At 69.2% G+C, this 25,942-nt stretch carries 29 protein-coding genes; 20 read left to right on the plus strand and 9 right to left on the minus strand.

Going from position 1 to position 25,942, the window contains the following annotated elements:
* Positions 1-59: 59 nt before the first annotated feature.
* From Q0A34_RS06235 to rpmB, 6 genes are all read right to left on the minus strand, one after another.
* Entirely contained in the window at positions 60-1,022 is a 963-nt protein-coding gene (locus Q0A34_RS06235; protein ID WP_291479147.1) for an AEC family transporter, read from the minus strand.
* A gap of 57 nt (positions 1,023-1,079) precedes the next feature.
* Positions 1,080-1,769: an RDD family protein gene (locus Q0A34_RS06240; protein WP_291479148.1), complete on the minus strand. Its 690-nt coding sequence runs from the start codon at positions 1,767-1,769 to the stop codon at positions 1,080-1,082.
* 192 nt (positions 1,770-1,961) lie between these two features.
* A complete protein-coding gene (rpsR, locus tag Q0A34_RS06245) occupies positions 1,962-2,210 on the minus strand; it encodes a 30S ribosomal protein S18 (protein WP_038546820.1) in 249 nt (82 codons plus the stop codon).
* A 14-nt stretch (positions 2,211-2,224) separates the two neighbouring features.
* Positions 2,225-2,530, minus strand: coding sequence for a 30S ribosomal protein S14 (rpsN, locus tag Q0A34_RS06250; protein ID WP_291479149.1), 306 nt, complete (start codon positions 2,528-2,530; stop codon positions 2,225-2,227).
* 3 nt (positions 2,531-2,533) lie between these two features.
* Positions 2,534-2,698, minus strand: a complete 165-nt coding sequence (gene rpmG, locus Q0A34_RS06255) for a 50S ribosomal protein L33 (RefSeq protein ID WP_010187624.1) — start codon at positions 2,696-2,698, stop codon at positions 2,534-2,536.
* Positions 2,698-2,934 carry a 50S ribosomal protein L28 gene (gene rpmB / locus Q0A34_RS06260; RefSeq protein ID WP_291479150.1) on the minus strand — a complete coding sequence of 79 codons (237 nt, stop codon included), beginning with the start codon at positions 2,932-2,934 and terminating at the stop codon, positions 2,698-2,700. The genes rpmG and rpmB overlap by 1 nt, the downstream gene beginning before the upstream one ends.
* Before the next feature lie 470 nt (positions 2,935-3,404).
* Here rpmB and Q0A34_RS06265 point away from each other — a divergent pair, with 470 nt between their 5' ends.
* The 6 genes from Q0A34_RS06265 to Q0A34_RS06290 all read left to right on the plus strand — a co-directional run bounded on the left by Q0A34_RS06265 (position 3,405) and on the right by Q0A34_RS06290 (position 7,421).
* Positions 3,405-3,680, plus strand: coding sequence for a type B 50S ribosomal protein L31 (locus Q0A34_RS06265; protein ID WP_038546832.1), 276 nt, complete (start codon positions 3,405-3,407; stop codon positions 3,678-3,680).
* 5 nt (positions 3,681-3,685) lie between these two features.
* Positions 3,686-3,853: a 50S ribosomal protein L32 gene (rpmF, locus tag Q0A34_RS06270; RefSeq protein WP_244803794.1), complete on the plus strand. Its 168-nt coding sequence runs from the start codon at positions 3,686-3,688 to the stop codon at positions 3,851-3,853.
* A gap of 218 nt (positions 3,854-4,071) precedes the next feature.
* Complete coding sequence (locus tag Q0A34_RS06275) at positions 4,072-4,767, plus strand: response regulator transcription factor (RefSeq protein WP_291479151.1); 696 nt, start codon at positions 4,072-4,074, stop codon at positions 4,765-4,767.
* Between the two features lie 227 nt (positions 4,768-4,994).
* Positions 4,995-6,389 carry a trypsin-like peptidase domain-containing protein gene (locus Q0A34_RS06280; RefSeq protein ID WP_291479152.1) on the plus strand — a complete coding sequence of 465 codons (1,395 nt, stop codon included), beginning with the start codon at positions 4,995-4,997 and terminating at the stop codon, positions 6,387-6,389.
* 130 nt (positions 6,390-6,519) lie between these two features.
* A complete protein-coding gene (locus tag Q0A34_RS06285; RefSeq protein ID WP_291479153.1) occupies positions 6,520-7,230 on the plus strand; it encodes a molybdopterin-binding protein in 711 nt (236 codons plus the stop codon).
* A complete protein-coding gene (locus tag Q0A34_RS06290; RefSeq protein WP_291479154.1) occupies positions 7,227-7,421 on the plus strand; it encodes a hypothetical protein in 195 nt (64 codons plus the stop codon). The genes Q0A34_RS06285 and Q0A34_RS06290 overlap by 4 nt, the downstream gene beginning before the upstream one ends.
* A 12-nt stretch (positions 7,422-7,433) precedes the next feature.
* Here Q0A34_RS06290 and mscL read toward each other — a convergent pair whose 3' ends face one another.
* Both mscL and Q0A34_RS06300 read right to left on the minus strand, forming a co-directional pair.
* Positions 7,434-7,907: a large conductance mechanosensitive channel protein MscL gene (mscL, locus tag Q0A34_RS06295; protein WP_291479155.1), complete on the minus strand. Its 474-nt coding sequence runs from the start codon at positions 7,905-7,907 to the stop codon at positions 7,434-7,436.
* Positions 7,908-7,947: 40 nt separating this feature from the next.
* Positions 7,948-8,640, minus strand: a complete 693-nt coding sequence (locus Q0A34_RS06300; RefSeq protein ID WP_291479156.1) for a 5-formyltetrahydrofolate cyclo-ligase — start codon at positions 8,638-8,640, stop codon at positions 7,948-7,950.
* 146 nt (positions 8,641-8,786) lie between these two features.
* Here Q0A34_RS06300 and Q0A34_RS06305 point away from each other — a divergent pair, with 146 nt between their 5' ends.
* From Q0A34_RS06305 to Q0A34_RS06330, 6 genes are all read left to right on the plus strand, one after another.
* Positions 8,787-9,752, plus strand: coding sequence for a UTP--glucose-1-phosphate uridylyltransferase (locus Q0A34_RS06305; protein WP_291479157.1), 966 nt, complete (start codon positions 8,787-8,789; stop codon positions 9,750-9,752).
* 140 nt (positions 9,753-9,892) lie between these two features.
* Complete coding sequence (gene glp / locus Q0A34_RS06310) at positions 9,893-11,143, plus strand: gephyrin-like molybdotransferase Glp (protein WP_291479158.1); 1,251 nt, start codon at positions 9,893-9,895, stop codon at positions 11,141-11,143.
* A gap of 55 nt (positions 11,144-11,198) precedes the next feature.
* A complete protein-coding gene (locus Q0A34_RS06315) occupies positions 11,199-11,753 on the plus strand; it encodes a GNAT family protein (RefSeq protein ID WP_291479159.1) in 555 nt (184 codons plus the stop codon).
* 144 nt (positions 11,754-11,897) lie between these two features.
* A complete protein-coding gene (glpR, locus tag Q0A34_RS06320; RefSeq protein WP_291479160.1) occupies positions 11,898-13,205 on the plus strand; it encodes a gephyrin-like molybdotransferase receptor GlpR in 1,308 nt (435 codons plus the stop codon).
* A gap of 40 nt (positions 13,206-13,245) precedes the next feature.
* Complete coding sequence (locus Q0A34_RS06325; protein ID WP_291479161.1) at positions 13,246-13,656, plus strand: DoxX family protein; 411 nt, start codon at positions 13,246-13,248, stop codon at positions 13,654-13,656.
* Entirely contained in the window at positions 13,653-14,483 is an 831-nt protein-coding gene (locus tag Q0A34_RS06330) for a zf-HC2 domain-containing protein (protein ID WP_291479162.1), read from the plus strand. The genes Q0A34_RS06325 and Q0A34_RS06330 overlap by 4 nt, the downstream gene beginning before the upstream one ends.
* Before the next feature lie 3 nt (positions 14,484-14,486).
* Here Q0A34_RS06330 and Q0A34_RS06335 read toward each other — a convergent pair whose 3' ends face one another.
* A complete protein-coding gene (locus Q0A34_RS06335) occupies positions 14,487-15,977 on the minus strand; it encodes a phospholipid carrier-dependent glycosyltransferase (protein ID WP_291479199.1) in 1,491 nt (496 codons plus the stop codon).
* Positions 15,978-16,165: 188 nt separating this feature from the next.
* Here Q0A34_RS06335 and rsmI point away from each other — a divergent pair, with 188 nt between their 5' ends.
* The 8 genes from rsmI to Q0A34_RS06375 all read left to right on the plus strand — a co-directional run bounded on the left by rsmI (position 16,166) and on the right by Q0A34_RS06375 (position 25,941).
* A complete protein-coding gene (gene rsmI, locus Q0A34_RS06340) occupies positions 16,166-17,155 on the plus strand; it encodes a 16S rRNA (cytidine(1402)-2'-O)-methyltransferase (protein ID WP_291479163.1) in 990 nt (329 codons plus the stop codon).
* 210 nt (positions 17,156-17,365) lie between these two features.
* Positions 17,366-19,030 (plus strand): BCCT family transporter, encoded by a 1,665-nt coding sequence (locus Q0A34_RS06345; RefSeq protein WP_291479200.1) that lies wholly within the window; start codon positions 17,366-17,368, stop codon positions 19,028-19,030.
* Between the two features lie 101 nt (positions 19,031-19,131).
* A complete protein-coding gene (metG, locus tag Q0A34_RS06350; RefSeq protein ID WP_291479164.1) occupies positions 19,132-20,961 on the plus strand; it encodes a methionine--tRNA ligase in 1,830 nt (609 codons plus the stop codon).
* Positions 20,962-20,966: 5 nt separating this feature from the next.
* Complete coding sequence (locus tag Q0A34_RS06355) at positions 20,967-21,677, plus strand: TenA family protein (protein ID WP_291479165.1); 711 nt, start codon at positions 20,967-20,969, stop codon at positions 21,675-21,677.
* A gap of 10 nt (positions 21,678-21,687) precedes the next feature.
* Entirely contained in the window at positions 21,688-22,515 is an 828-nt protein-coding gene (locus tag Q0A34_RS06360) for a TatD family hydrolase (protein WP_291479166.1), read from the plus strand.
* 213 nt (positions 22,516-22,728) lie between these two features.
* A complete protein-coding gene (locus Q0A34_RS06365; RefSeq protein ID WP_291479167.1) occupies positions 22,729-23,880 on the plus strand; it encodes a resuscitation-promoting factor in 1,152 nt (383 codons plus the stop codon).
* A 61-nt stretch (positions 23,881-23,941) separates the two neighbouring features.
* The gene (rsmA, locus tag Q0A34_RS06370; RefSeq protein WP_291479168.1) at positions 23,942-24,895 is read left to right on the plus strand and encodes a 16S rRNA (adenine(1518)-N(6)/adenine(1519)-N(6))-dimethyltransferase RsmA; all 954 of its coding nucleotides are present in this window, start codon (positions 23,942-23,944) and stop codon (positions 24,893-24,895) included.
* Positions 24,892-25,941 (plus strand): 4-(cytidine 5'-diphospho)-2-C-methyl-D-erythritol kinase, encoded by a 1,050-nt coding sequence (locus tag Q0A34_RS06375; protein ID WP_291479169.1) that lies wholly within the window; start codon positions 24,892-24,894, stop codon positions 25,939-25,941. The genes rsmA and Q0A34_RS06375 overlap by 4 nt, the downstream gene beginning before the upstream one ends.
* The last annotated feature ends 1 nt before the right edge of the window (position 25,942 follow it).

The following is a 25,942-nucleotide window of genomic DNA, read 5'->3' on the forward strand; positions in this document are numbered from 1 at the left end:
CGCACCGCCCGCCAGCAGCTGAATGCGGCGGACCGTGCTTCACGAGGGGGAGCCACCGGCTATCCCAGCAGGACGGTGATCACCGCGATGGAGGGGATCGAGAGCATGGTGCTGACGACCGCGGAGTCGCGGGCAAGCACGGTGTTCACGCCGAAGCGCTGGGAATAGGTGAACACGTTCTGTGCGGTCGGCAGGGCCGCCACGACCACGAAGGCGAGCAGGGCGGGGCCTGAGGCGTCGAAGAGCAGCCGGGCGGCGGCGTAGGCGAGCAGCGGGTGGCCGACCGTCTTCATCAGCGAGGCGATCCACACGCTGCGCCGTGGGCTGGTCTCCCGGTCCAGTACGGTCACCTCGGCCATGGAGAGCCCGAAGGCCACCAGGGCGGCGGGTACGGCTCCGGCGGCGAGCAGGGAGACCGGTTCGGCGAGGATGTCCGGCAGCTCCCTGCCGGTCCCGGTGTGCACCAGGGACAGGGTGACCCCGGCCACCGCGGCAAGGATGAGCGGGTTGCGGACGATGCCGAGGACAAGCTCGCGGACCAGGGGGCCGAGGTGGTCGGCGGTACCGGTGCGGGAACGTCGCGAGGTGACGTCGAGCAGGAGCACCGTCACCGGCCCGTAGACGGCGACCTGGAAGATGATCACCGGCAGGGAGGCGGTGGGGTCGTCCAGCACGTGGGTGGTGATCGGGATCCCGAGGTTCGACCCGTTGCAGTAGGAGCAGGCCAGCATCGTGACCAGGCTGTCGGACACCGGGCGGCGGGCGAGGAAGCGGTAGCCGAGGAAGCCGAGCGCTCCGGCGGCGAGGGTGCTGACTACGACGACCGCGAGGTTCTCCCCGAAGAGGGTGGCCAGGTCGGCCTCGCGCAGGAAGTTGATGAGCAGCGCCGGTGTGGCCAGGTAGAACACGAACATGTTCAGCGGGTAGACGGCGCGGGGGCCCAGGAGCCCACGGCGTCCCACCGCGTAGCCCAGCGCGATGATGATGACGACCACCATGAACCCGCTGAGAACGTTAAGCATGTGCTCTATTAGATCAGGCCGGTGGCCACCTCACCGATGTGGGGGAGGGGCGGGGCTTCAGCGCCCGTAGACGACGTACGCCTTCGCCCAGGAGTCGCAGAGGTGCTGGCGGTGCGGGTCGCGGGCGATCAGGACACCCAACGCGGCGTAGATGCCGATGGTGGCGAAGGTGCCGACGAACGGGATCATGCCGGCGACTGTGATCGCCAGGTACCAGCTGTTGCGGATGAAGGAGTCTTTCGCGGAGATCGTGCGGCCGTCCGCGTCGACGACCTTCATGCCGAGCGCCATCTTGCCCACGGTCCGTCCCTTGCTCGTCTCCATGAGGACCCGGTAGATGAACCACAGGACGACCGAGAGTACGCCGAGGAGATAGATCTTGCCCATGGCGAGCTCCGGCTCGGCACCGACCTGACCGGCGTCGAGCCAGGCGTAGTAGTTGTCCACCCAGTCGAGGAAATCGGGCACGAGGAAGAACCCCATGATGACGGCCATCACGAAGAAGAAGAGCACGGCGTCGATGAGGTACGCCCCGAGCCGACGGCCCGCCCCGGGGTAGGAGTCACCGGGCACCGGGTAGCCGGGGTCCTGGGTCTGGCCGTACCCGAAGTTCGGGTCGTACCCGGCTCCGCCGGCGCCACCGCTGACGTAGTCACCGTAGGACGGGAGCCCTCCGGTGCTGTCGGCGCCGCCGGTGTTCTCGGGGCGCCCCTGGGAGGGGTTGTTCGGGTCGAAGGGGTTGGTCACGGGTGCCTTTCACGGGGGATTCTTCGGGCGTTCTCCGGCCTGTCTCCGGTGCTTCTCCGGTGCCGGTGGGGATGTCTCAGGCTAGCATCCGGTGTCGCAGGTACGACTGAACCCCGCCGCCGGCGGACCGGTGACGGGGTTCAGAAGGTCTTAGTTAAACGCGCGCTGCTGCAACGTGGAGTTCGTGCAGGATCAGCGGCTGTGGAACGGCAGGAGAGCCATTTCACGTGCGTTCTTGATCGCGGTGGCGACCTCACGCTGCTGACGCGGGGTCAGACCGGTGACGCGACGGCCACGGATCTTGCCGCGGTCGGAGATGAACTTACGCAGCAGGGCGTAGTCCTTGTAGTCGACGGTCTCGATGCCCTCGGCCTTGAGCGGGTTCTTCTTCGGGCGGCGGGACTGCTCGAGCCGCGCCTTCTTGTGGTTGGTGCGCTTCATGCGTGTGCTCCCTTTTACCAGCTGGACTTGCGAACGCCGGGCAGCTCACCGCGGTGAGCCATCTCGCGGACGCGGACACGGGACAGGCCGAACTTGCGGAGGTAGCCGCGGGGGCGGCCGTCTGCGGCGTCGCGGTTACGGACGCGGACCGGGGCAGCGTCGCGCGGCTGACGGTTCAGCTCGAACTGTGCCTCGGCACGCTCGTCGTCGGTGGAGTTCGGGTTCTTGATGATCGCCTTGAGCTCGGCACGGCGCTCAGCGAAACGGGCGACGATTTCCTTACGCTGCTCGTTCTTCGCGATCTTGGACTTCTTGGCCATAGATTAACGCTCCTCGCGGAACTCGACGTGCTTCCGGACGATCGGATCAAACTTCTTCAGGGTGATCCGGTCCGGGTTGTTCCGCTTGTTCTTGCGGGTCACGTAGGTGTAACCGGTGCCCGCGGTGGACTTCAGCTTGATGATGGGGCGGATATCGTTACGTGCCACTAGATCTTCTCCCCACGTGCGCGGATCTTGGCGACGACGGACTCGATGCCGTCTCGGTCGATGGTCTTCAGGCCCTTGGTGGAGACGTTCAGAGTGACGGAACGACCCTCAGAGGGCAGGTAGAACGAACGACGCTGGATGTTCGGGTTCCAGCGACGGTTCGTGCGGCGGTGCGAGTGCGAGACGGTTTTGCCGAAGCTCGGCTTCCGACCCGTGACCTGGCAATGTGCCGACATGGGTATCTTTCTCCTTCCGCCCGCGTAGCCGGTCCCTTGTGCCGCGCAGGCAGTGGGAGACACCACTGCAGAAACCCACATCTAGACGGGATGTGGGGCCGGGGCACTGTCTGGGGCCGATCGCGCGTGCGATGACGTTTACTAAGACAACAGCGTTGCACGACACTACCCCATTCCGGCCTCCGGTCCTAATCCGGTGGCGTCCTGCCAGGGTCCTGCCGTGGTCCTTCTGTGGTCCTTCTGTATTCGTCCTGCGGTCCCCGGGCCGTCCGCCCGTCGGATTTCCCCGTGCGGGCGCGAGAGGATAGACTGGTCGATCGTGTTGCGACCTGACCGCCCGTGATCCCACGGGGCGGCCGGAAGCGCCCGCACTCCAAACCCGACCCAGGCACGACTCGCCGTCCCGGTCGCCGGCAACGGTGGACAGGATGAGGGGGACCGACCTGGCGCACAACCCTGAGGGATTGAGAATGAAGAACGATATTCACCCCGACTACCACCCGGTGGTCTTCAAGGACGCCAGCACTGGCCACCAGTTCCTGACGCGTTCCACCGCAACCTCCGACCGCTCCGTGGAGTGGGAGGACGGCAACGAGTACCCGTTGATCGTCGTTGACGTCACCAGCGAGTCCCACCCCTTCTGGACCGGTGCACAGCGTGTCATGGACACCGCCGGCCGCGTCGAGAAGTTCCAGCGTCGTTACGGCAACCGTGTTCGCCGTACCAAGAAGAACGAGGAGGGCTAAGAGCAATGGCTGTTCCGAAGCGCCGTCTTTCCCGCGCCAACACCCACCACCGTCGTTCGAACTGGAAGTCCGACAACGTCGCACTCCAGAGCGTCAAGGTCGACGGCCGTGAGGTCCAGATCCCCCGTCGTCTGGTCAAGGCAGCGAAGCTGGGCCTGGTCGACCTCGACTAGTCCCCGCACCTGTGAGGTGACCCCCGTCGACCCTGTCGACGGGGGTTTTCCCTTGCCTTTCCGCGCGCGGAAAGGCACTTCTGCAGGTACACTGGGGCGGGTCCGGCTTTACCGGCAGGTTTCCGTCTAGTTCAGGTCCGGTGTAGATTCCCTGTCAGTTGACTGTGGGATGCGTTTTGGGGTGTCGCAACGGCTCTGCGCTGGTGCAGAATGGCGGGATGAAGATTCTTGTTGTCGACGATGATCAGACGGTAAGGGACTCTCTCCGACGCTCTCTCACGTTCAACGGTTACGACGTGGCCGCAGCGGGAGACGGCGATGACGCCCTCCGCCTGGTTCGTCAGGAGGCGCCGGACCTGGTGATCCTCGATGTCGAACTGCCCGGGGTCGACGGCCTCACCGTCTGCCGCGACCTCCGGAGTGCCGGAAATGACGTCCTCATCCTCATGCTGTCGGACAGTGACGATGTCGCGGACCGCGTCGCCGGACTGGACGCGGGGGCGGACGACTTCATGTCCAAGCCCTACGCCCTCGAAGAGGTTCTCGCACGCGTGCGCTCGCTGCACCGCCGGTCGGTGCGCACCGCGGTGGCGCAGAACGTCGAGGTCAAGCCGCTGGCGTTCGAGGACCTGTCCCTGAACCCGGAGACCCGGGAGGTCAGCCGCGGTGACCGCAGGATCAGCCTGACACGCACGGAGTTCGCCCTGCTGCAGCTGCTGATGAAGAACCAGCGCAAGGTGCTCAGCCGCACCAAGATCCTCGAGGAGGTGTGGGGGTACGACTTCCCGACCTCGGGCAACGCTCTCGAGGTCTACATCGGCTACCTCCGCCGTAAGACGGAGGAAGGCGGGGAGTCCCGGCTGATCCACACGGTGCGCGGGGTGGGCTACGTCCTGCGCGACGACGCGCCCTAGAGGGGGGCGTAGGGGAGGTCCGTCGCCCACTTTCGCGCTGCCACCTGTTTCCTGGAGAAACGCTGAGTGCGGACTCCATGGACGCCGATAACGGTACTCCGCGATTCGGAGGACACTGTCAGGTGGCGCGGACGGACCACCAACCCTGGTCGACCACAATGGTGTGTGTCGGAGACAGTTGAGTGAGTTTGAGTGAGCCGGTGAACGTACCGGCGAAGGAGAGTCAGATGTCCGGGGAAGACCGTAACGGCAGTGACGACGAAAGGTTCCGCGCCTCTCAGGACGCCCCCAGGGAGACGTCCGGGGACGGCTCCGGGGCCACCGGGGGAGACGGGTGGGGACGGCACCAGGGGAGGGACGACGGGCAGACGTCCGGGTTCTCCGACCCCGCCGCACAGCAACGGCACTGGGAGGCGCTCTCCAGCCAGTACCCCAGCAACGACGGGTCCGTGCAGCCTCCTATGGCCGGCCCTGAACTGCCGCCGCACCTCAACGGCGCCGCCACGAAGGAGCCGCAGCGCCGGTTCTCCACACCGGCAGTCGCCGCCCTGGTGCTCGCCGTCGGTGTGGCGGCCTCGGCGGTGACCGCCGGTGTCATCAGCCAGACCGGCGACAACTCCTCCCCGGCGACCTCACTGAACCAGCGGAACACCGGCGACCGGCAGAACACCAGCGTCTCCGAACCCGACCCGGGGACGGTGGAGGCCGTGGCCCAGAACGTCCTGCCCAGTGTGGTCTCCATTCAGGTGACCACGCGGGAGGGCGGGGCGGAAGGCTCCGGTTCGGTCATCAGCGAGGACGGTCTGATCCTCACCAACAACCACGTCGTCGCCGGCGCCGAAGGCGGCGGGGCACAGATGAGCGTGACCACCAATGACGGGCGCCAGCTCGAGGCCGAGGTCGTGGCGACGGACCCCCAGACCGACCTTGCCGTGGTCAAGGCCTCGGGCGCCGACGATCTGCAGCCCATCGCCATCGGCGACTCCGACGGCCTGCAGGTGGGCGAGACCGTCGTCGCCGTCGGTTCCCCGTTGGGACTGTCGTCCACGGTCACCACCGGCATCGTCTCCGCGATGAACCGGCCCGTGCAGGCCGGTGGCGAGGACGGAGGCGAGGCGTCGCTCATCGACGCGATCCAGACCGACGCGGCGATCAACCCCGGGAACTCCGGCGGCGCCCTGGTCAACCTCCAGGGCGAGCTCGTCGGCATCCCCTCGGTCATCGCCACCCTGGGCGGTCAGATGGGTGGGGAGTCCGGGTCCATCGGACTCGGCTTCGCCATCCCGTCGAACCAGGCGGAGAACACCGCCCAGCAGCTCATCGACAACGGCCGGGCGACCCACCCGGTCATCGGGGCGCGTGTGAACACCGGGGAGGAGTCGCGGGTCCGTGGCGCGGAGATCGTCAGCGTGGTCGGCGGAGGACCGGCGGCGGACGCCGGTGTGCGCGACGGCGACGTGGTGACGAAGGTCGACGACCGGATCGTCGACAGCGGGGTCAGCCTCATCGCCGCGATCCGTTCGCACAATGTCGGCGACGAGGTCACGTTGACCGTCACCGACGGCAAGGGCGGCAACGAGCGTGAGGTCACCGTGACGCTGTCCGAGTCCGAGGGCGACTAGCACCCCGTCGACGGCTTATTCCACCCTGACCTGTACAGCGGACGTGCCCGCCGGTTACCGTTGACGTGACCACGCACACCTTTTCCCGCACACCGCGACGGGCACCGAAGTTCCCGAGGAGTTCACCACCATGTCCCACGACCCCTACGCCGACACCGACCGGGCCAGCGATGTCGACGGTATCGACGGTATCGACCGTATCGACGGCATTCAGGACCCGGCGGGTGTGATCACCGTGCCCGGGATCGACGACTTCGCCCGTGTCGAGAAGGAGTCCATCGAGCGGCTGGACGCCGAGATCACCGAACCCGGTGACGACGTCTTCCGCTCCCTGGACATCCAGGAGAACGAGCGTGAGGGCGGCAACCCCCGGCATTCACTGCTGCACGCCCTGGTCGTGATCGTCACCGACCACCCCGACGACGCCGACCAGTCCGGCGAGCTCGTCGCGGAGCTGCTGGCGGAGGAGGACTACATGGTGGACGCGGTGTTGACCGTGGACTCCCGGAAGTCCGCGGTGCGCCAGGCCCTGGAGACCGCCGTCGTCGGCGGGGCGGACCTGGTCATCACCGTCGGCGGGACCGGGGTGAGCCCGCGTGACAAGACCCCGGAGGCCACCAAGGCGGTGCTCGACAAGCGCATCCAGGGGCTCTCTCAGGCGTTGCGGTCGTCCGCACTGGCCTGCAACGCCGTGGACGGCGGACTGTCCCGCGGTGTCGCGGGCGTGTCCGGCTCGACCGTGGTGGTGAACCTGGCGTCCTCCCGTGCGGCGATCCGCGACGGGATGGCCACGCTGTGCCCGCTGGTGCGACACGTGATCGCGGACATCAGCAGGGCATGAGACACCGTCGCAAGACCGGTGTGGTGGGGCAGGCGCACGCCCCGGACCGCGACCTGGAGCTCCCCCGGCACACCGGGGAGGGTGCCGGCGACGTCAGGAACGACAGGGCCGCCGAAGGGGCACAGGGGGCTGACGGGGGCACCGGGTTCGGTGAGGACTTCTGGGAGGGGCAGCGCCCGCCCCACTGGTGAGTGGGGGAGGTGTCAGCGGGCGGAGTGGCGTCCACCGGTGTCGGTGGAGTCGTCGATCTCACCGGCGAGCCCGTTGTTGGCCGAGCTGACGCCGCTCTGGGTGGCGATCAGGTCACGGATCTCGACGAGCAGGTCGACCTCGGAGGCGATGGTCTCCTCGGGGTCGATGCCCTTCCGTCGTGCGTTGAGCTCGTTGAGCTTGTTCATCGGCGCGACGAGCAGGAAGTAGACGACGCCGGCGATGATGAGGAAGTTGATCACGGCGGTGATGATCGCGCCCAGGTCGATCTGGGTGCTCTCCATGCCGTCGCGCAGCTGGAACTTCAGTCCGTCGACCTCTGCACCGCCGAAGCTGTTGATCAGGGGCTGGATCAGCGAGTCCGAGATGGCGGTGACGATGGCGGTGAATGCGGAGCCGATGATGACGGCGATGGCCAGTTCCATCACGTTTCCGCGTGTGATGAAGTCTTTGAAGCCCTTGAACATGGTGCACTCCTTGTGATGGGGGTGGAGAGGAAAGGTCCGGCTACCGGTGTCCCCGGTGGTCGGCGGATGTCGGGAAGACGCCTGAGTCGGTCACTACGGTCTGGACTCGGGCGTCGAGAGGCGTCCTGGGGACGTCGACCCCGAACTCGGCGTGGTCGACGAGCGCCACCAGTCTGCCAGGTCCGCCGCGGTCGGTCAGAATGTCGAGCGTCCGGTCGTAGTAGCCGCCACCTTGGCCGAGGCGGGTACCGTCCCGGTCGACGGCGAGAGCGGGGATGACCAGGGTGGTGACACGCCCGGACAGGTCCACGCTGGATATCGGCGAGCGGTGCCCGGATGTTTCCGTGGTTCCTGTGGTCCCTGTCTCAGTCGTGGGCTCGGCGATGCCGAACGCGCCCCGCCGCATCGCCGCCGCCCCCCGGTAGGGCAGCCAGGTCAGCGGGCGTGAGGGGCCGGGGACGACGGGGAGCCACACCTCGTGCCCTGCACGGTGGAGCGCCTCGGGCAGACCGGGCCCGCCGGGTTCCCCGGGGAGGCCGGCGAAGGCGGCGACCGGACCTGTCCCGCCACCGTCCCCCTGGTCGTCCCGGGCCAGGAGACGGAGCAGGTGGGCGGTGATGGAGGCGTCGCGTCGCGTGCGCTCGTCGGCGGGGACGGCGCGGCGGGCGTCGCGGATATGTCGGCGGAGCGCCTGCTTCGCCGCCGGCACGTCGGTGTGGTCTCCCTGTTCCATACCGGCCGATGATAGGGCGGGGCGGGGGTACCTGCCGCCACGGCCTGCCCGCCCTGCTGTCCGGTTTCTCCTGTTTTTGTCCGTTTTCCCTGTGTCGGTGTGGTCCCGTCCGGCCAACTGGGGGTGGTCCCTGTAGGATCCAGGACATGGCAACTACCAACTCACCTGTTCCCTCCGGCTCTCCAGACGGCGTCACCGACGGCGTTTCCACCGGTGGGATCCGAACTGTCGTGGTTCCTGCCGCCGGTCTGGGCACCCGTTTCCTGCCGGCCACCAAGACAGTTCCCAAAGAGCTACTTCCCGTCGTCGACACCCCCGGAATCGAACTCATCGCGAAGGAGGCCTCCGAGGCCGGCGCATCCAGGCTGGCGGTGGTCACCTCGCCCCGCAAGCAGGGAATCATGGCGTTCTTCGACCGTGATGAACTCCTGGAGGACACCCTCGAGGCGCGAGGGAAGACCGAGCAGCTCAACAAGGTCCGCGCGGTCAACGAGATGATCACCGCCGTGTCGGTCAACCAGGACCGTCCGTTGGGTCTGGGGCACGCCATCGGCTGCGCCGAGGGTGCCCTCGACGACGACGAGGACGCCTTCGCCGTCCTGCTCCCGGACGACCTCGTGCTGCCCTTCGGCGTGATGAACGAGATGATCAAGGTCCGTCAGCGGTACGGCGGCACCGTCCTTTGCGGTTTCGAGGTGCCGGAGGACGAGGTCTCGAACTACGGCGTCTTCGAGATCGCGGACGTCGAGGGTGCCGACGGTGCAGATGACGCCGACGGCCAGGTCCGCCGGGTGACCGGCATGGTCGAGAAGCCGGACGTCGCCGACGCGCCGTCGAACATCGTCGCCACCGGCCGTTACCTCCTGGACCGTTCCATCTTCGACGCCCTGCGCGAGACGGCACCGGGCAAGGGTGGCGAGATCCAGGTCACCGACGCCATCGCGAAGCTCATCGACGACGGCCACCCGGTGCACGTGTACGTGCACCGCGGAAACCGTCACGACCTGGGAAACCCGGGCGGCTTCATCCGCGCCTGCGTGGACTTCGCCCTCGACGACCCGTCCTACGGTCCGTCACTGGAACGGTGGCTGGCACGTCGGCTGGAGAAGTGACCCGCTGACCGGAGTCCGGAGGTGGTGCCCGACATGGGCGCCACCTTCGGCGGTTCCGGCCCGCCGAGACGGTAGAGTCTGCTCTGTCACAACCTGCACGTCACCCCTGAGACACCCCGAGAACCTGTGAGGACGGCCACGTGAGAACTGTTGAGGAGCAGCTGGCCACGGTCAGCGCCGCGGCAGTAACACCGGAACCGGTGCGCACCGCGATTTCAGAGGCACTGGGTCTGCGGTGCGCCGAGCAGGTGGAGGCGGACGCCTCGGTCCCGGGGTTCGACCAGGCCGCCGTGGACGGGTACGCCGTGCGCTCCGTCGACGTCCGTCACGCCGGCAGCGTCGACCCGGACGTGCCGTCGGCGAGGCTCCCCGTCGTCGGTGACGTCGGCGCCGGGTCGCACCGGCCGGTGCGGCTGCAGCCGCGGCAGGCGGTGCGGGTGCAGGCGGGCGCGCCGATCCCCACTCTCGCGGACGCCGTCGTGCCCCTGGACTGGGCCGAGGACGACGGACGCCGCACCGAGGCGCTGCGGCCGGTGGCGGCAGGCCAGTTCATCCACCGTACGGGGTCCGACGTGCAGCCCGGGGACGTCGTCGTCGAGCAGGGGTCGGTGATCGGGGCGGCCCAGGTGGGGCTGCTCGCCGCGGTCGGCCGGTCGAAGGTGCTGGTCTACCCGCGGCCGAGGATGGCCGTGATGTCCTTCGGCCCCGAGCTCGTCGACATCGACCGCGACCCGGGCCTGGGGCAGGTCCATGACGTGAACTCCTACTCCCTCGCCGCCGCCGGGCGAGAGGCGGGCGCGGACGTGAACCGGCTCGGTATCGTCGGCGGCGAGGACCGCCGTCTCCGGGACATCATCGAGGGCCAGCTCATCCGTTCGGAGATCCTGGTGATCGCCGGTGGGGTGGGTGGCGCGTCGAGCGACCGGCTGCGGGAGATCCTGGAGGAGCTCGGCGACCTGGACGTGTCCCGCGTGGCGATGCACCCCGGCTCCGTGCAAGGGTTCGGGATCCTCGGCGCCGACCGGGTTCCGACCTTCCTGCTGCCCGCCAACCCGAGCGCCGCACTCGTCGCCTTCGAGGTCATGGTGCGACCCCTGGTGCAGATTCTGCGGGGTCAGCGCCAGTCGATGCGCCGGATGGTCAAGGCCCGGACGATCGCCGGCCTGGAGTCGGCCCCGCACCGCCGCGGGTTCATCCGTGCGCAGCTCATGCGTGACCGGGAGACCGGCGAGTTCCTGGTCGACCCGCTCGGTGCCTCCGCCGGTGGGGAGCCGACCCACCTGCTCGGCAGTCACGGTCAGGCGAACGGCCTGGTGGTGGTGCCCGGTGACCGGACCCGTGTCGAGCCCGGTGAGGTCGTCGACGTGATGTTCCTGACCAACCGGGTGTGACCCTCCGGTGCCGCTGACGAACCGCCACCCCGGGTGGCCGGCCAGAACCCCCTCGGTGGACACCGGCGCGGGGCGGGTTCGCCTGCGGCCGCTGTCCCGACGGGACGGCCGGCGCTGGGCCCAGTACCGCAACGCCGACGAGCATCTGCTGCGCCCGGTCGAGCCGACGGTCCCGGGCCAGTGGTGGGAGGCTCACACCAGGGCGATGTGGCGGCGCAACTACGCCGGCCTGCAGTCCATGGCCTCGCAAGGCACGCTGCTGCCGTTCGTCATCGAGGTGGACGGCGAATTCGCCGGACAGCTGACCCTGGGCAACGTCCAGCACGGTGTGGTCTGCAGCTGCTGGATCGGGTACTGGGTGTACTCCGGGTTCAGTGGCAGGGGAGTGGGGCGCACGGCGGTGGAGCTCGGCGTGGACCACGCCATGACCCGGGTGGGCATGCACCGGGTGGAGGCCACGGTTCTGGAGTCCAACGTGGCCTCCCGTCGTGTGCTGGAGCACGTCGGCTTCCGGGAGGAGGGGCTGCTGCAGCGCAACCTGCACATCAACGGCCAGTGGAGGGACCACATCCTGGTCGGTCTGACCGTGGAGGAGCGTCGGCCGGGGTAGCGGTGCCGGCGCAGGAGCCGCCGCTGGCAATCACCTGACGGTGCGGCGCGCCTGCGGCGCCGTCGCGGGGGCGGCACGTATGGTCGGGGGCACTGTTCCAACGTGATGCGTCCTGATTGTCGTCGGTGAAAGGAAAGGCCGCTAGTGTCCGGCTCCCTCAGCTCTCTGATCCTGATCGCGGTTGTCTGGCTTCTTCTCCTCGCGCCGTTGTTCCTCCGTAACCAGTCGCCGGTCCGGCGGACGTCGAAGGCGTTGTCCGAGACCCGCGTGCTGCACGAGGGGGGCGCGGAGATCTCCCGTCCGCGCAAACGCCCGCTGCCCGCGGATTCGCTGTACCACGCGGACGTCGACGAGGACATCGAGCTGGTCGAGGCGGAGCCCGAGCAGGTGATCATCGACGACACCGGACGTGACGTACCGGGCATCATCGACGGTGAGGTCGTGGGCTACCGGCCGCTCGACGAGGAGGACACCGGCGAGTTCGCACCGGTGGACCCGACCATGGCGGACGACGTCGCCGGGGCTTCCGGGGGCTCCGGGGGCCCCGACGTCATTGACGTCATTGACACGGTGGACAACGTCACCGCGGCCGACGACCCGGCGTTCGACGTCGACGGGGTGGACGCGGTGGACACTGACGGCGCTGATGACGCAGACATTGCTGACAGCGCTGACGACGTTCATGACACGGGGGACGCCGACGACGCCGGGGCACGTGAGGTGGATGAGGCGCACGGGGCCCCGCAGGTCGAGGTGGTGCGCGAGGACAACCGGCGATTCACCGACATCCCGGTGGCGTACCTGCGTGGCGGCGACATCGACGTGAGCGTGGGCACGGACGAGCAGTGGGACGACACCGACGGGGCCGACGCCCTGTCCGGGGACGCCCCGGTGACGGACCTCTTCGATGACGAGTACGGCGACGGGGAACTGACCGAGGAGGAGCTCGACTACGCCGCGGCCCGTCGTGGCCGTGGGTTCTACGACCCGGAGACGTCGCAGCGCCTGGTGGAGCAGCGTCAGCTGCGTCGCAAGCGCGTCCTCTCCGTGCTGGCGGCACTGTGTGTGGTCTCTGTCGTCGCCGCGGTGATCCTGGGCGGTGCGGTCTGGTCAGCGGTGGTCGTGACGGTCGCGCTGTCCGGTGTCTACCTGTACTACCTGCGACGCCAGGTGGTCGAGGAGGCGAAGCTGCGTCGTCGACGTATCGCCCGGATGCGGCGGGCCCGTCTCGGTGTCCGCAACACCGACGACCGTGAGCTCGGCGTCCCGGACCGTCTGCTGCGTCCCGGCGCCGTCGTCCTCGAGAGCGACGACGCGGACCCGGAGTTCGCCGACCTGGAGTACGCCGACTACAACGACTACAGCGACTACCCCGGCTACGCGGACCACGGTGGCTACAGCGACTACGGCGAGCACCCGGACTACACCGGCACCCACATCCGGGCGGTGTAGTGCCGCGGACCGTGGGGGCCGGGGATAAGATGACCTCATCATGAACAATCCTGCCTTCCGCGATGCCGCTCTGCTGATCCTGCGTGTCGCCCTCGGGGTCGTCTTCATCGCCCACGGGTGGGACAAGGTGTTCCACGTCGGGGCGGAGGAGACGGCCCGGCAGTGGGCCTCGATGCACATCCCCCAGCCGACCCTGTCGGTGTGGGTGGTCTCCGTGGTGGAGATGCTCGGCGGCGCGTTGCTGGTGCTGGGTTTCCTGACCCCGGCCGCGGCGGGGGTGCTGGCACTCGACATGGTCGCCGCGTTCTACTTCGTGCACCTGGGAAGCGGCCTGTTCGTCGCCGAGGGCGGCAGTGAGCTGGTCGTCGTCCTGTTCGCCGCCTGCGTCGTGCTGGTGGTGTTCGGCGCCGGGCGCGCGAGCCTCGACAAAGCACTGTCCCGGTTCGGGTGAGTCCGGTGGAGGACGGCCCGCACACCGACATGCACGCGGCGGTCCGCGCCGCACTGTCGGCGCGGCTCGACGGCGAGAACGCACCGTCGGACGTCGACGACGACATGATCGACACCCACCTGTCCGCCTGCGACGACTGCCGTGAGTGGTTCGCCGCGGCGAGCGACCTGAACCGTCGGCTGCGGATGTCCGTGGCGCCGGAGGAGGGGGCGGGCGGCGACGCCCGCGCGTTGGCGGAGTCGATGGTGCGGTTGGCGGACGAGACGCCCCGCCTGTCGCACCGGCTGCGCAACCGGTCGCTGCCGCTGGTGCTCAGCCGCGCCGCCCTGGTGGCTGTGGCGGTGTGCTACGTCATCTGGTCACTGCTGCTGCTCACCGGTGCGACCGGGGGCGGCGCCGAGGCCGTGGACGGTGCGGGGCCCGGCGGGGCGGTGGCCAACGCCGGCGACCCGGACGTCGCGTCCCTGGCGGTCGACGCCGCAGCGGTGCGCCTGGCGCTGGCCGCGGGTCTTCTGTGGGGTGCGGCCCGGCCCCGTTCCGCACCGGGACTGTTCCCGGTGTTCCTGGCACTGTGGGGATTCGGGGCGGGTTTCGCCACCCGCGACATCGTGCTGGGGGTGCTGGGCGGGGCGACGGACCTCACGTTGATTGCAGGCCTGCTGCTGCACCTGGCCGCCTGCGCCGCGCTGGTGGGGGTGTGGTTGTCGAGGAACCACGCGGTGGCGCCGTTGCGGCAGTCGCTCCGGGGACTCTCGGCGCGCCCGGTGAGCTACAGCCCGGAAGACGTGGAGACCAACTCCACCTGGCGTCCGGGTGACGGCCGCTGAAACTCAGGTCCAGCCCGGCAGCCACATCCGCAGCTGCCACTGGCCGTCGGTGAGGGGCATCCCGGTGAACACCGGCAGGAAGAAGAGGAACATCCACACCACCAGCACCAGGTAGGCGACGGTGAGCAGCATCCCGGTCTTCGTCAGGAATAGATGCCGGGCCTCTGCGACGGCGGGGTGCAGGGGGCGTGACGGTGCGGAGGCTCCCCCGGGGCGGACCGCCCAGCCTGACACCTGTCCCAGGACTAGCGCCAGCCCGAGGATGAGGAAGGGGGCGAGGTTGGTGGCGTAGAAGAGGTACATCTGCCGGTCGACGTTGAGCAGCCAGGGGAGGAAGCCCGCGGCGTAACCGACGAGGGGCACGAGCCACCGCATGTCGCGGCGGCCGATGACGCGCCACAGCCCCCACAGCAGCACCGGCACGCTCAGCCACCAGATCGCCGGGGTACCGATGAGCAGCACGACCTGGCGGTGGCCGCTGTCGTCGCTGACGGAGTGGTACAGCAGGGCGCGGGTGGAGGCCAGCCAGTCCCACGGCTTGGACTCCCAGGGGTGGTGGTGGCCGTTGGAGTTGGTCAGTTCGGCGTGGAAGCCCAGCACGGAGACGTGGTAGTAGATGAAGCTGAGCCAGGTGTCGGGCAGGAAGTCCAGCCCCCACGAGCTGATCCGGTCGCTGCCTGCCGCTGCCTCGTGACGGAACACCCCGGTCTCCGAGGCGAACCACGACCGCCACGACAGCAGGTACACGGCCACGGGCACCAGCACCACCGAGGCGAAGGCCGGCACGCAGTCGCGTACCAGGGTCCCGGTGAAGGGGCGGGCGACACCGTGGCGGCGCCGGCGCCACCAGTCGACGGCGACGACGGCCACACCGAAGAACGCCATGTAGTACAGCCCGGACCACTTCACCGCGAGTGCGCACCCCAGGGCCGCACCGGCGGCGAAACGCCACCAGCGGAAGCCCACCCGGGGCCCCAGGGCGGAGTCGGTGATCCGCCCCTCCACGGCGACCCGCCGGAACAGCTGTTCCATCTGCGCGTGGTCCCGCAGCAGCAGGTAGACCGCCAGGACGACGAAGAAGGCCTGGTAGTGGTCCAGCATCGCCGAGCGCCCGGTGACGAAGAGGATGCCGTCACACAGTGCCAGGATCCCGGCGGTCAGCCCCACCCAGTCGGAGCCGCTGAGCCGGCGCGCCGTCGCGGCGATGAGCAGGATGACCCCCACCGCGAGGAGGGCGACGACGACGCGCCAGCCCCACGGGTTGTTGCCGAACACGGCCATGCCGAGGGCCTCGAGGTGTTTGGCCAGGGGAGGGTGGACGACCAGCCCGTAGGCGGGGTTGTCCTCGATGCCGCCGACGAGCAGTCCGCCCCCGCCCTCGGTGCCGCGCAGCACCTGCCAGGACTGGGGAACGTAGTGCTTCTCGTCGAAGACGGGGGTCCCGTCGTCGGTGGGGTGCCAGAGCCAGAGGAGCCGGCTGAGCAGACCCAGCACACCCAGTGCCGCGAGGATGACCAGCCACCGGTCGGGCCGGGTTCGCCGGTCCCTCCGGTCGCGCCGGTCCACCGGGTGGGGCGCTGTGTCTGCCGTGGCTGGAGTCTCCGTCACAGTGGCTCATCCTATACCCGCGCCCGTGGCGCCGCGGGGGCGCTGAGGCCTCTGGCGGGTAAGGTCTGGTGACCATGCAGGACAATTCCCCCGAAGACAGCGCGCCAGCCACCCCTCCGGCCCCGGGAACCGGAGCACAGGACGGGAAGGCGGACCGGAAAGTGGACCCGCAGGTGGAGCTGGCCGTGGCGAACGCGGTCGAGCGGGCCCGGTCGAACCGTCCGCTCCCCGGGGGTGGGGTGATCCTGGCCGCGACGCCGCTGGGCAACCCCCTGGACGCCTCGGTCCGGCTCATCGACGCGCTCGCCAGCGCCGACGTCGTGGCGGCGGAGGACACCCGGCGAACCCGGGCCCTCGCCGATGCTCTGGGGGTGGAGATCGCAGGGAAGGTCGTCTCCAACTTCGACCACAACGAGGCCGACCGGGCGGCGGGCCTGGTGGAGCAGGCCGCGGCCGGGGCCCGGGTGCTGGTGGTCACCGACGCCGGTATGCCCGCGGTCTCTGACCCCGGGTTCCCGTTGGTCCAGGCGGCGCAGGACGCAGGGGTGCCGGTGACGTGCCTGCCGGGGCCGTCGGCCGTGCCCACGGCCCTGGCCCTGTCCGGGGTGGGGGTGGGGCACTTCGCGTTCGACGGGTTCGCACCGCGTAAGGACGGCGCCCGACGCCAGTGGCTGGAGTCGGTGCGCGACTCCGGCCGGGCGGTGAGTTTCTTCGAGTCCCCGCACCGGCTGGCGGCCACGTTGGCCACGGCGGCGGAGGTGTGCGGGGAGGACCGTGAGGCTGCGGTGTGCAGGGAACTGACCAAGACCTACGAGGAGGTCGTGCGTGGCCCGCTGGGGGAGTTGGCCCGGTGGGCCGCCGAGGGGGTCCGCGGGGAGATCACCGTGGTGATCTCGGCGTCGACCGGGGGGCCTGAACTGACGCCGGAGGACCTCGTCGGTGCGGTCGAGGCGAAGATCGGGGAAGGGTCGAGACTCAAGGACGCCACCCGCGAGGTGTCCGCTGCACACGGGGTGTCCCGACGCGAACTCTACGAGGCTGTTCTCGCAGCGCGCGACGCCTGACGGGCCACTGACGGCCGCCTGATGAAACGGGGCCGGTCAGGGCGGCCGGTTGCGGTGACGTGCCCGTATGGCAGAGTGGACTGCATGTCCGTTTCAGAAGAGAATCCGCAATCCGACGATCTCGGCCCCCCGGGCACCGGTTCCGACGGTGGCTCCTTTTCGGATGCCGGCCTGAGCCGCGAGAAGATCTCCCCGGTCGCCACCGAGGACATGCTGCCGCCTCCGGCGGAGGACGAGAACGCGAAGGTCGACAAGGCCGTGGTGTTCTTCGCGGCACTGATCGTGCTGGCTGTCGTGGCCTGGGGCCTGATCGCCCCAGACAACTTCTCCACCTTCGCGGACAACGCCCTCGACTTCGTCGTCACCGACTTCGGCTGGGTGTACATCATCGCCGGTTCGGTCTTCGTCTTCTTCGTCCTCTGGGTGGCCCTGAGCAAGTTCGGCAACGTCCGCCTCGGGCAGGACAACGAGCGGCCTGAGTTCAACGCCGCCAGCTGGATCGCCATGATGTTCGCCGCCGGAATGGGCATCGGTCTGATGTTCTACGGTGTGGCCGAGCCGATGAACTTCTACCGCAACGGTGTGCCCGGTGAGGCCTCCGAGAGCATTCCGGTGTCGTTCTCCACCACACTGTTCCACTGGACGCTGCACCCGTGGGCGATCTACGCCATCGTCGGCCTCGCCATCGCGTACGGCACCTTCCGGCTGGGGCGTAAGCAGCTGCTGAGCTCCGCGTTCATTCCGCTGATCGGGGTGCGCCGGGCCGAGGGCTGGCTGGGCAAGCTCATCGACGTCCTGTCGATCTTCGCCACGGTCTTCGGTACCGCGGCGTCGCTGGGTCTGGGTTCCCTGCAGATCGCCTCGGGACTCAACGCCACCGACATCGTCCACGACCCGGGTACCGGCTGGCTCCTGCTGATCATCGGTGTGCTGGGCGTCTGTTACCTGATCTCCGCCTTCTCCGGCGTGAGCAAGGGAATCCAGTACCTGTCGAACTTCAACATGGTGCTCGCCGCGGTCCTCGCGTTCTTCGTGCTGGTCGTCGGCCCCACCGTCGTCATCGCCAACACGGTGCCCACCGCCTTCGGCAACTACCTCCAGGAGTTCTTCGGCATGGCGGCCCGCACCGCGGACTCCGCACCGGGGATGGACGAGTGGCTCGCCGGGAACACCCTGTTCTACTGGGCGTGGTGGATCTCCTGGTCGCCCTTCGTCGGTACCTTCATCGCCCGGATCTCCCGCGGCCGCACGGTCCGTGAGTTCATCCTCGTGGTGATGCTGGTCCCCACCGCCGTGTCGGTGGTCTGGTTCGCGATCTTCGGTGGCAGCGCCATCCACCAGGAGTCCGAGGGCTCCGAGATCTACGGTGACGGCACCTCGGAGAACATGCTGTTCAACCTGCTGCACGATCTGCCGATGGGCACCGTCTCCTCGCTGGTGGCCATGGTTCTGCTGGCGACCTTCTTCATCACCTCGGCGGACTCCGCTTCCACGGTGATGGGCACCATGAGCCAGAACGGCAAGCTCGTCGCGGACCGTAAGATCACCGTGCTGTGGGGTCTGCTCACCGCGCTGATTGCCGTGGTTCTGCTGCTGTCCGGTGGCGACGACGCCCTGAACAGCCTGCAGACGGTGACGATCATCGCGGCGAGCCCCTTCGTGATCCTTATCCTCTTCCTGTGCCTGGCCATCTACCGTGGCCTGTCCCAGGACCCGTTGTTCCTGGACGAGAAGCAGAAGCGGGCGTTCTCCCTGCGTCTCGCCCGTGAACGTCGGCACCAGGAGACCGCGGAGGCCCGTGCGGCGCGGGAACGTCGCCGCGGGAACCGTACCGGCGACTCCGGGAGCACCGCCGGCACGGCGGGCTCACGCTAGAGGGGCGACCCGCCGGCGGAAGCCGGACCACCGACAGCGCGCACCAGCGGAACTCCGCCCCTGGTGCGCGCTTCGTCTGTGTCATGCCTTAGGCTGGTCGCATGTCGAAACACGTGCTCACCGCCGTTGCCTGGCCCTATGCAAACGGACCCCGCCACATCGGACATGTCGCCGGATTCGGCGTCCCCTCGGACGTCTTCGCCCGGTTCCAGCGAATGTCGGGGAACAAGGTGCTGATGGTCTCCGGGACCGACGAGCACGGCACCCCGCTGCTGGTGCAGGCGGAGAAGGAGGGCGTGGGCGTCCAGGAGCTCGCCGACCGTTACAACCGGGTCATCGTCGAGGACCTCGCCGGTCTGGGACTGTCCTACGACCTGTTCACCCGGACCACGACCCGCAACCACTACGCGGTGGTGCAGGAGCTCTTCCGCGGTCTCAACGACAACGGTTACATGGTCCGTCAGACGACCACCGGTGCGATCAGCCCGTCGACCGGCCGCACCCTGCCGGACCGGTTCATCGAGGGCACCTGTCCGTTGTGCGGTGCCACGGACGCCCGCGGCGACCAGTGCGACAACTGCGGCAACCAGCTCGACCCTGCCGACCTCATCGACCCCCGCTCGAAGATCAACGGCGAGACACCGGACTTCGTGGAGACCGAGCACTTCATGCTTGACCTCCCGGCGGTGGCGGAGGCCCTGGAGACCTGGTTGACCAGCCGTGAGGGTTGGCGGCCCAATGTGCTGAAGTTCTCGCTCAACCTGCTCAAGGACATGCGACCGCGGGCGATGAGCCGCGACATCGACTGGGGTGTGCCTGTCCCGATCGAGGGGTGGCAGGACAACAACGCCAAGAAGCTCTACGTCTGGTTCGACGCGGTGGTGGGCTACCTGTCCGCCTCGATCGAGTGGGCGTGGCGTTCGGGTAGCCCGGAGGCCTGGCGCGACTGGTGGTCGGACCCCGAGGCCCTGTCCTACTACTTCATGGGCAAGGACAACATCACCTTCCACTCGCAGATCTGGCCGGGTGAGCTGCTCGGGTACGCCGGTAAGGGTGCCCACGGCGGCGAGGCAGGCGAGTTCGGCGAGCTGAACCTGCCGACCGAGGTCGTCTCCTCCGAGTTCCTCACGATGTCCGGTTCGAAGTTCTCCTCGTCCAAGGGCGTGGTGATCTACGTGCGTGACTTCCTGCAGGAGTTCGGTCCGGACGCCCTGCGGTACTTCATCGCCGTCGCCGGCCCGGAGAACATGGACACGGACTTCACCTGGGACGAGTTCGTGCGCCGGATCAACACCGAGCTCGCCAACGGCTGGGGCAACCTGGTCAACCGCACCGTCTCGATGGCGCACAAGAACTTCGGGGAGATCCCGGCCGCCGGCGAGTTCACCGCCGAGGACACCGACCTGCTGGACGACGCCGCAGCAGCCTTCGACACCGTCGCCGAGTGTCTGGAGCACTCGCGGTTCAAGGCGGGTATCGCCGAGGCGATGCGCATCGTGGACCGTGCGAACCAGTACATCGCCGCCCAGGAGCCGTGGAAGCTGGCCAAGGACGAGGCGCAGCGCGGGCGGCTGGCCACCGTCCTGCACACCGCACTGCAGGTGGTCTCGGACGCCAACACACTGCTCACCCCGTACCTCCCCTTCTCCGCGCAGCAGGTCTTCGAGACCCTCGGCGGCACCGGGGTGTGGGCGGCCCAGCCGAAGGTGGTGGAGGTCACCGACGAGTCGCCGCGGACGCCGGTGGGCGTGGGGCTGCCGGCCGAGGGCCGCAGCTACCCGGTGATCATGGGTGACTACGACGACCAGCAGGCGCACTGGGGACGCACCCCGCTGACGCCGGGGACCCCGCTGTCCAAGCCGTCCCCGCTGTTCACGAAGCTGGACCCGGAACTGGCGGAGACAGGCCCCTCCTGGGCCTCGGTGGAGTAGCGGCCGTGGCTGACGGACGGTTCACCGACCGGCTGCTCGAGGAGAACCGGGACACCTGGGACGCCGCGGTGACCCACCGGTTCATCCGGGAGCTCTTCGCCGGCACCCTGCCTGACGACGTGATGCTGTCCTACCTGGTGCAGGACTACCGTTTCGTCGACGGTTTCATGGCGTTGCTCGGCGCCGCGGTCGCCACGGCGGACAACTACGCCTCCCGTCGACGCCTCGCCGAGTTCATCGGTGAGGTCGCCGGGGACGAGAACACCTACTTCGTGGAGGCCCTGGAGGAGCTCGGTGCCGGTGGCGGAGACGGTGCAGGAAACTTGGAGGCGGTCCCCGACACGGCGTCCACCGCGGGGTTCCGGCGGATCTTCGCCGAGGCGGCCGGTACCGGCAACTACGCCGCGATCGTGTCGGTGCTGGTCGTCTGCGAATGGCTGTACCTCGACTGGGCCACGCGGGGATCGAACCGTGCCGTGGCCCCGGAGGGGAACGGCGGCTACCCGTCGCGCCACGTCCACGCCGAATGGGTCCGGCTGCACGACTACCCGGCCTTCCACGACCTCGTCGCCTTCCTGCGCGACGAGGTCGACCGGGCGGCGACCTGCTCGCCCGGGGACGGGGAGATGGCGCGCGAGTACTTCCGGCGCACCGTCGAGCTGGAGCTGGCGTTCTTCACGGAGATTCTCCCCGAGAGCGGTCCGGGCACACGTTAGCCTGGGTGGCATGTCCCGGAAGAAGCCACGCCCCACCCCTGTCCCTCCCGAGCCGCTGACGGAGCTGTTCGACGCCCACACGCACCTGGCGTCCTGCGGTGACTCCGTGCAGGCGCTGATGGACCGCGCGGCGCAGGTCGGTGTCACCGGCGTGTGCACCGTCGGCGACGGCATCGAGGAGGCTGAGCAGGCTCTGGCCGCGGCGCACGCGGATGACCGGGTCGTCGCCGCCTGTGCCGTGCACCCGACGAAGGCGCGGGAGCTCACCGACGAGGTCCGCGCGCGTCTGCGGGCCCTGGTGGAGGATCCCCGGTGTGTGGCGGTGGGGGAGACGGGGCTGGACACCTACTGGATCGCCCACGATCCCGAGGGCACCGCACCCCTGGACGTCCAGGAGGAGGCACTGCGCTGGCACATGGATCTCGCCGCCGAGGTCGGCAAGCCGTTGATGATCCACAACCGTGAGGCGGACGGTGACCTGATGCGGGTGCTGGCGGACGCGCCGGACGGTCTCACCGTGATGCTGCACTGCTTCTCCTCGCCGCCGGACGTCGCACTCGAGGCTGTGGAGCGGGGCTACTACCTGAGCTTCTGCGGCAACGTCACCTTCAGACGCAACGAGGAGCTGCGGCTGGCGGCGGCCCGCGTTCCCGGGGACCGGATCCTGGTGGAGACCGACGCGCCGTACATGACCCCGGAGCCGTTCCGTGGCGCGCGGAACGAGCCGGCGTTCGTCGGCTACACAGCCCGGCTGCTCGCCGAGGTCCGTGGGGAGGGCCCGGAGGAGTTCGGCGCCACGGTGTCGGCGAACGCGCGGAGGCTCTACGGCATCGGCTGACCAGGCCTGCCCGCCGTACCCGTCTGGGTCCGCTGAGCGCCAGTGTGACTGGTGTGGCGTCGTGGTGTGATCATCGCGACACAAAAGGGGGCGGAACGGCGATTTTCTTGATCGTGACCCAATCGTTACCGTATCGTGATCAACGTTATGTCGGTTGTCCCGAACCGTCGTCCCTGAACCGCAGGTACGACGCCACCGGAGGTAGAAGAGCGCGTGTCCCCCAAGAAGAAGTCCACCCTGCACCGTATCAACAGCACCAGCTCGGTCCCGCTGCGCGCGGCGACCGGCGGCATGCTGGCGGTGCTGGTCGTCGGCGGCACTGTCGTGGCCACCAACCACAAGGACGTCACCCTCGACGTCAACGGTGAGATCATGCAGGCCAGCGCGATGTCGGGCGACATCCGCAGCCTGCTCGAGGACAACGACGTCTCCGTCGACGACCGCGACATGATCACCCCGGGCCTCGACGAGAAGGTGGAGGACAACGGGACGGTCACGGTCCGCTCCGCACGCCAGGTCGCGCTCACCGTGGACGGCCAGCCCAAGCAGGTCGACACCACCTCGCTCACCGTCTCCGACCTGCTCTCCGAGCTCGGCTACGAGGGTAACGCCGCCGCGCTCTCCGCCGGCGCGGGCACGCAGATCCCCGTCGACGGCATGGAACTCAACATCACCACCCCGCGGGACTTCACCCTCAACGACGGCAACCCGGGTGAGGAGCCGGCCCGCCTGTCCCTGGCCGCGGCCACGGTGGGCGAGGCACTGGAGATGCGCGGCACCCCGCTGGGCAAGGACGACGTCGTCACCCCGCCCGCGGACACCCCGCTGAACCCGGGCACCCACATCGAGGTCCACCGCGTCAGCACCGACGAGGTCACCGAGGAGCGTCCCTTCGACCCGCCGGTCACCGTCAAGGAGGACCCGGAGAAGCCCGAGGGCGAGGAGGAGGTCCTCGAGGAGGGCTCCGCCGGCCGCGAGAAGGTCACCGTCAGGATCACCAGGACCAACGGCGAGGAGACCGACCGCGAGGTGCTCAAGCGCACCGAGCTGGAGCCCGCCAAGGAGCGGATCGTGGTGCGCGGCACCAAGAAGGGCTCCAGCGCCGCCGCCGTGGCCGGTGGATCGGTGTGGGACGAGCTGGTGCAGTGCGAGGCCACCGGCGACTGGTCGGCCAACACCGGCAACGGCTTCTCCGGCGGCCTGCAGTTCACCCCGTCCACCTGGGCTGCGTACGGCGGCACCGAGTACGCGCCCGAGGCGCACATGGCCAGCCGCGAGGAGCAGATCGCCGTGGCCGAGAAGGTCCAGGCGGCACAGGGCTGGGGCGCCTGGCCCGCCTGCACCTCCAAGATGGGTCTGCGCTGACCCGACCGGGGAGGCACGTCGGGTTCGGGGGACCGGCCGCGGGCGGCTAGGCTGGTGAACCGTGGAACCAGAGAACAGCACCGGCGTCCGTCTGCTCGGCCCCGGCGAGATCCGGGAGTTGGCGGCGGAGCTTGACGTCACCCCGACGAAGCGGCTCGGCCAGAACTTCGTCATCGACCCCAACACCGTCCGCAGGATCGTCGCCGCGGCGGACGTCGGCCCCGGTGACCACGTCATCGAGGTGGGCCCCGGGCTCGGTTCGCTGACCCTGGCGCTGCTGGAGTCCGTCGGCGGGGTCACCGCCGTGGAGGTCGACCCGCGTCTGGCGGGGCGGCTGGAGCGCACCGTCACCGAGTTCGCCCCGCAGCGGGCGGACGATCTCACCGTGGTCACCGCGGACGCCCTGGCTCTGCAGGCCGGGGACATCGGCGCACAGCCGACCGCGCTGGTCGCGAACCTCCCGTACAACGTCTCCGTGCCGGTGCTGCTGCACCTGCTGGAGGTGTTCCCGAGTATCCGGCGGGTGCTGGTGATGGTGCAGCTGGAGGTCGCGGACCGACTGGCCGCGGACCCCGGCAGCCGGGTGTACGGCGTGCCCAGTGTGAAGGCCGGTTTCCACGGCCGCGTCCGCCGGGCGGGCACCATCGGCAAGAACGTGTTCTGGCCGGCCCCGAAGATCGACTCGGGCCTGGTCCGTGTCGACCGGTGGACCGACGACGACCGTCCGTGGCAGGCCACGGTGGAGGAGCTGGGGGAGGACGTCCTGCGTCGGGAGGTCTTCGCGATCACCGACGCCGCCTTCCTGCAGCGGCGCAAGACCCTGCGCGCCGCACTGTCCGGCTACTTCGGGTCAGGGCCTGCCGCGGAGGAGGTGCTCACCGCCGCCGGCGTCGACCCCCGGGAACGCGGGGAGAAGCTGGACACCGCCGCCTTCGTGGATCTCGCCGTGGCGTCCCTGAAGGCGCGGGAGTCCCTGGACACACCGGCGGCACCGGACCGGGGGCAGGGGTCATGACCTCGGTGACCGCCACCGCGCAGGGCAAGGTGAACCTGCACCTGTCGGTGGGTGACGTGCGCGACGACGGCTACCACGACCTGACGACGCTCTTCCAGGCGCTCGACCTCACCGAGACCGTGACCCTCACCGTCCGGGACGTCCACGAGGGTGTCCCCGCGTCGATGACGGACCTCGTCGGCACGGTCACGGTCACCGGACGCGACGCAGGCAAGGTCCCCACCGGGGAGGACCTGGCCGACAACCTCGCCGTGCGGGGTGTGCTGTCGGTGCTGGAGCACTACCGGGACGACCTCGCCGGAGTGCCTTCGGCGTCCTTCCCGGTCCTCGACATCCTCGTCGACAAGGGTGTCCCAGTGGCCGGCGGGATGGCGGGAGGCTCAGCGGACGCCGCGGCGGCGATGGTCGCCACCCGTGAGGTCCTGCACGGACCGGGTGCCGTGGAGAACGGCTTCGACCGTGCCCCGCGCCCCGGCGACGACACCCTGGCGTCCCTTGCGGCTGACCTGGGGGCCGACGTCCCGTTCTGCCTTGCCGGCGGCACCGCACTGGGCCGGGGCAGGGGGGACGTCCTGGTCCCCGTCCTGACCCGCGGAACCTACCACTGGGCGTTGGCGATGGACCCGCGCGGCCTGTCCACCGCGGAGGTCTTCGCCCGTCTCGACGAGCAGCGGGCCGCGGCGGCGCGGGGTGAACGCCCCGACCGTCGCGCCGGTGGCCCCGAGGAGGTGCAGCGGGCGATCCTCGGCGGCGACGTCGACGCTCTCGCCGCCTGCCTCGGTGGCACGACCGTCAACGACCTGCAGGCGCCGGCGATCAGCCTCAGCCCCGACCTGCGACGTACCCTGGCGGCGGGACGGGACGCCGGCGCGCTGGCCTGCCTGGTCTCCGGCTCCGGCCCGACCGTGGCGATGCTCTGCCGTGACCGTGGGCACGCCGTCGACGTCGCCACGGCGCTGTCCTCCGAGGGGGTCGGCGGACGGGCCGTCCCCACCACCACCGCCGCGTCCTGCCGGCACGGTGCGCGTATCGTGTCCCACGCCTGAC

The sequence above is a fragment of the Corynebacterium sp. genome (assembly GCF_022712195.1).
GTDB lineage: Bacteria > Actinomycetota > Actinomycetes > Mycobacteriales > Mycobacteriaceae > Corynebacterium.

Excerpts from the sequence above, each read along its gene's own strand:
- rpmF (WP_244803794.1), top strand. The coding sequence starts at position 3,686 with ATGGCTGTTCCGAAGCGCCGTCTTTCCCGCGCCAACACCCACCACCGT.
- Q0A34_RS06275 (WP_291479151.1), top strand. The coding sequence starts at position 4,072 with ATGAAGATTCTTGTTGTCGACGATGATCAGACGGTAAGGGACTCTCTC.
- Q0A34_RS06265 (WP_038546832.1), top strand. The coding sequence starts at position 3,405 with ATGAAGAACGATATTCACCCCGACTACCACCCGGTGGTCTTCAAGGAC.
- Q0A34_RS06345 (WP_291479200.1), top strand. The coding sequence starts at position 17,366 with ATGCTGCCGCCTCCGGCGGAGGACGAGAACGCGAAGGTCGACAAGGCC.
- mscL (WP_291479155.1), bottom strand. The coding sequence starts at position 7,907 with ATGTTCAAGGGCTTCAAAGACTTCATCACACGCGGAAACGTGATGGAA.
- Q0A34_RS06300 (WP_291479156.1), bottom strand. The coding sequence starts at position 8,640 with ATGGAACAGGGAGACCACACCGACGTGCCGGCGGCGAAGCAGGCGCTC.
- Q0A34_RS06285 (WP_291479153.1), top strand. The coding sequence starts at position 6,520 with ATGTCCCACGACCCCTACGCCGACACCGACCGGGCCAGCGATGTCGAC.
- rsmI (WP_291479163.1), top strand. The coding sequence starts at position 16,166 with ATGCAGGACAATTCCCCCGAAGACAGCGCGCCAGCCACCCCTCCGGCC.
- Q0A34_RS06305 (WP_291479157.1), top strand. The coding sequence starts at position 8,787 with ATGGCAACTACCAACTCACCTGTTCCCTCCGGCTCTCCAGACGGCGTC.
- Q0A34_RS06280 (WP_291479152.1), top strand. The coding sequence starts at position 4,995 with ATGTCCGGGGAAGACCGTAACGGCAGTGACGACGAAAGGTTCCGCGCC.
- rpsN (WP_291479149.1), bottom strand. The coding sequence starts at position 2,530 with ATGGCCAAGAAGTCCAAGATCGCGAAGAACGAGCAGCGTAAGGAAATC.
- Q0A34_RS06235 (WP_291479147.1), bottom strand. The coding sequence starts at position 1,022 with ATGCTTAACGTTCTCAGCGGGTTCATGGTGGTCGTCATCATCATCGCG.
- rpsR (WP_038546820.1), bottom strand. The coding sequence starts at position 2,210 with ATGAAGCGCACCAACCACAAGAAGGCGCGGCTCGAGCAGTCCCGCCGC.
- Q0A34_RS06360 (WP_291479166.1), top strand. The coding sequence starts at position 21,688 with ATGTCCCGGAAGAAGCCACGCCCCACCCCTGTCCCTCCCGAGCCGCTG.
- metG (WP_291479164.1), top strand. The coding sequence starts at position 19,132 with ATGTCGAAACACGTGCTCACCGCCGTTGCCTGGCCCTATGCAAACGGA.
- Q0A34_RS06375 (WP_291479169.1), top strand. The coding sequence starts at position 24,892 with ATGACCTCGGTGACCGCCACCGCGCAGGGCAAGGTGAACCTGCACCTG.
- Q0A34_RS06325 (WP_291479161.1), top strand. The coding sequence starts at position 13,246 with ATGAACAATCCTGCCTTCCGCGATGCCGCTCTGCTGATCCTGCGTGTC.
- Q0A34_RS06290 (WP_291479154.1), top strand. The coding sequence starts at position 7,227 with ATGAGACACCGTCGCAAGACCGGTGTGGTGGGGCAGGCGCACGCCCCG.
- rpmB (WP_291479150.1), bottom strand. The coding sequence starts at position 2,934 with ATGTCGGCACATTGCCAGGTCACGGGTCGGAAGCCGAGCTTCGGCAAA.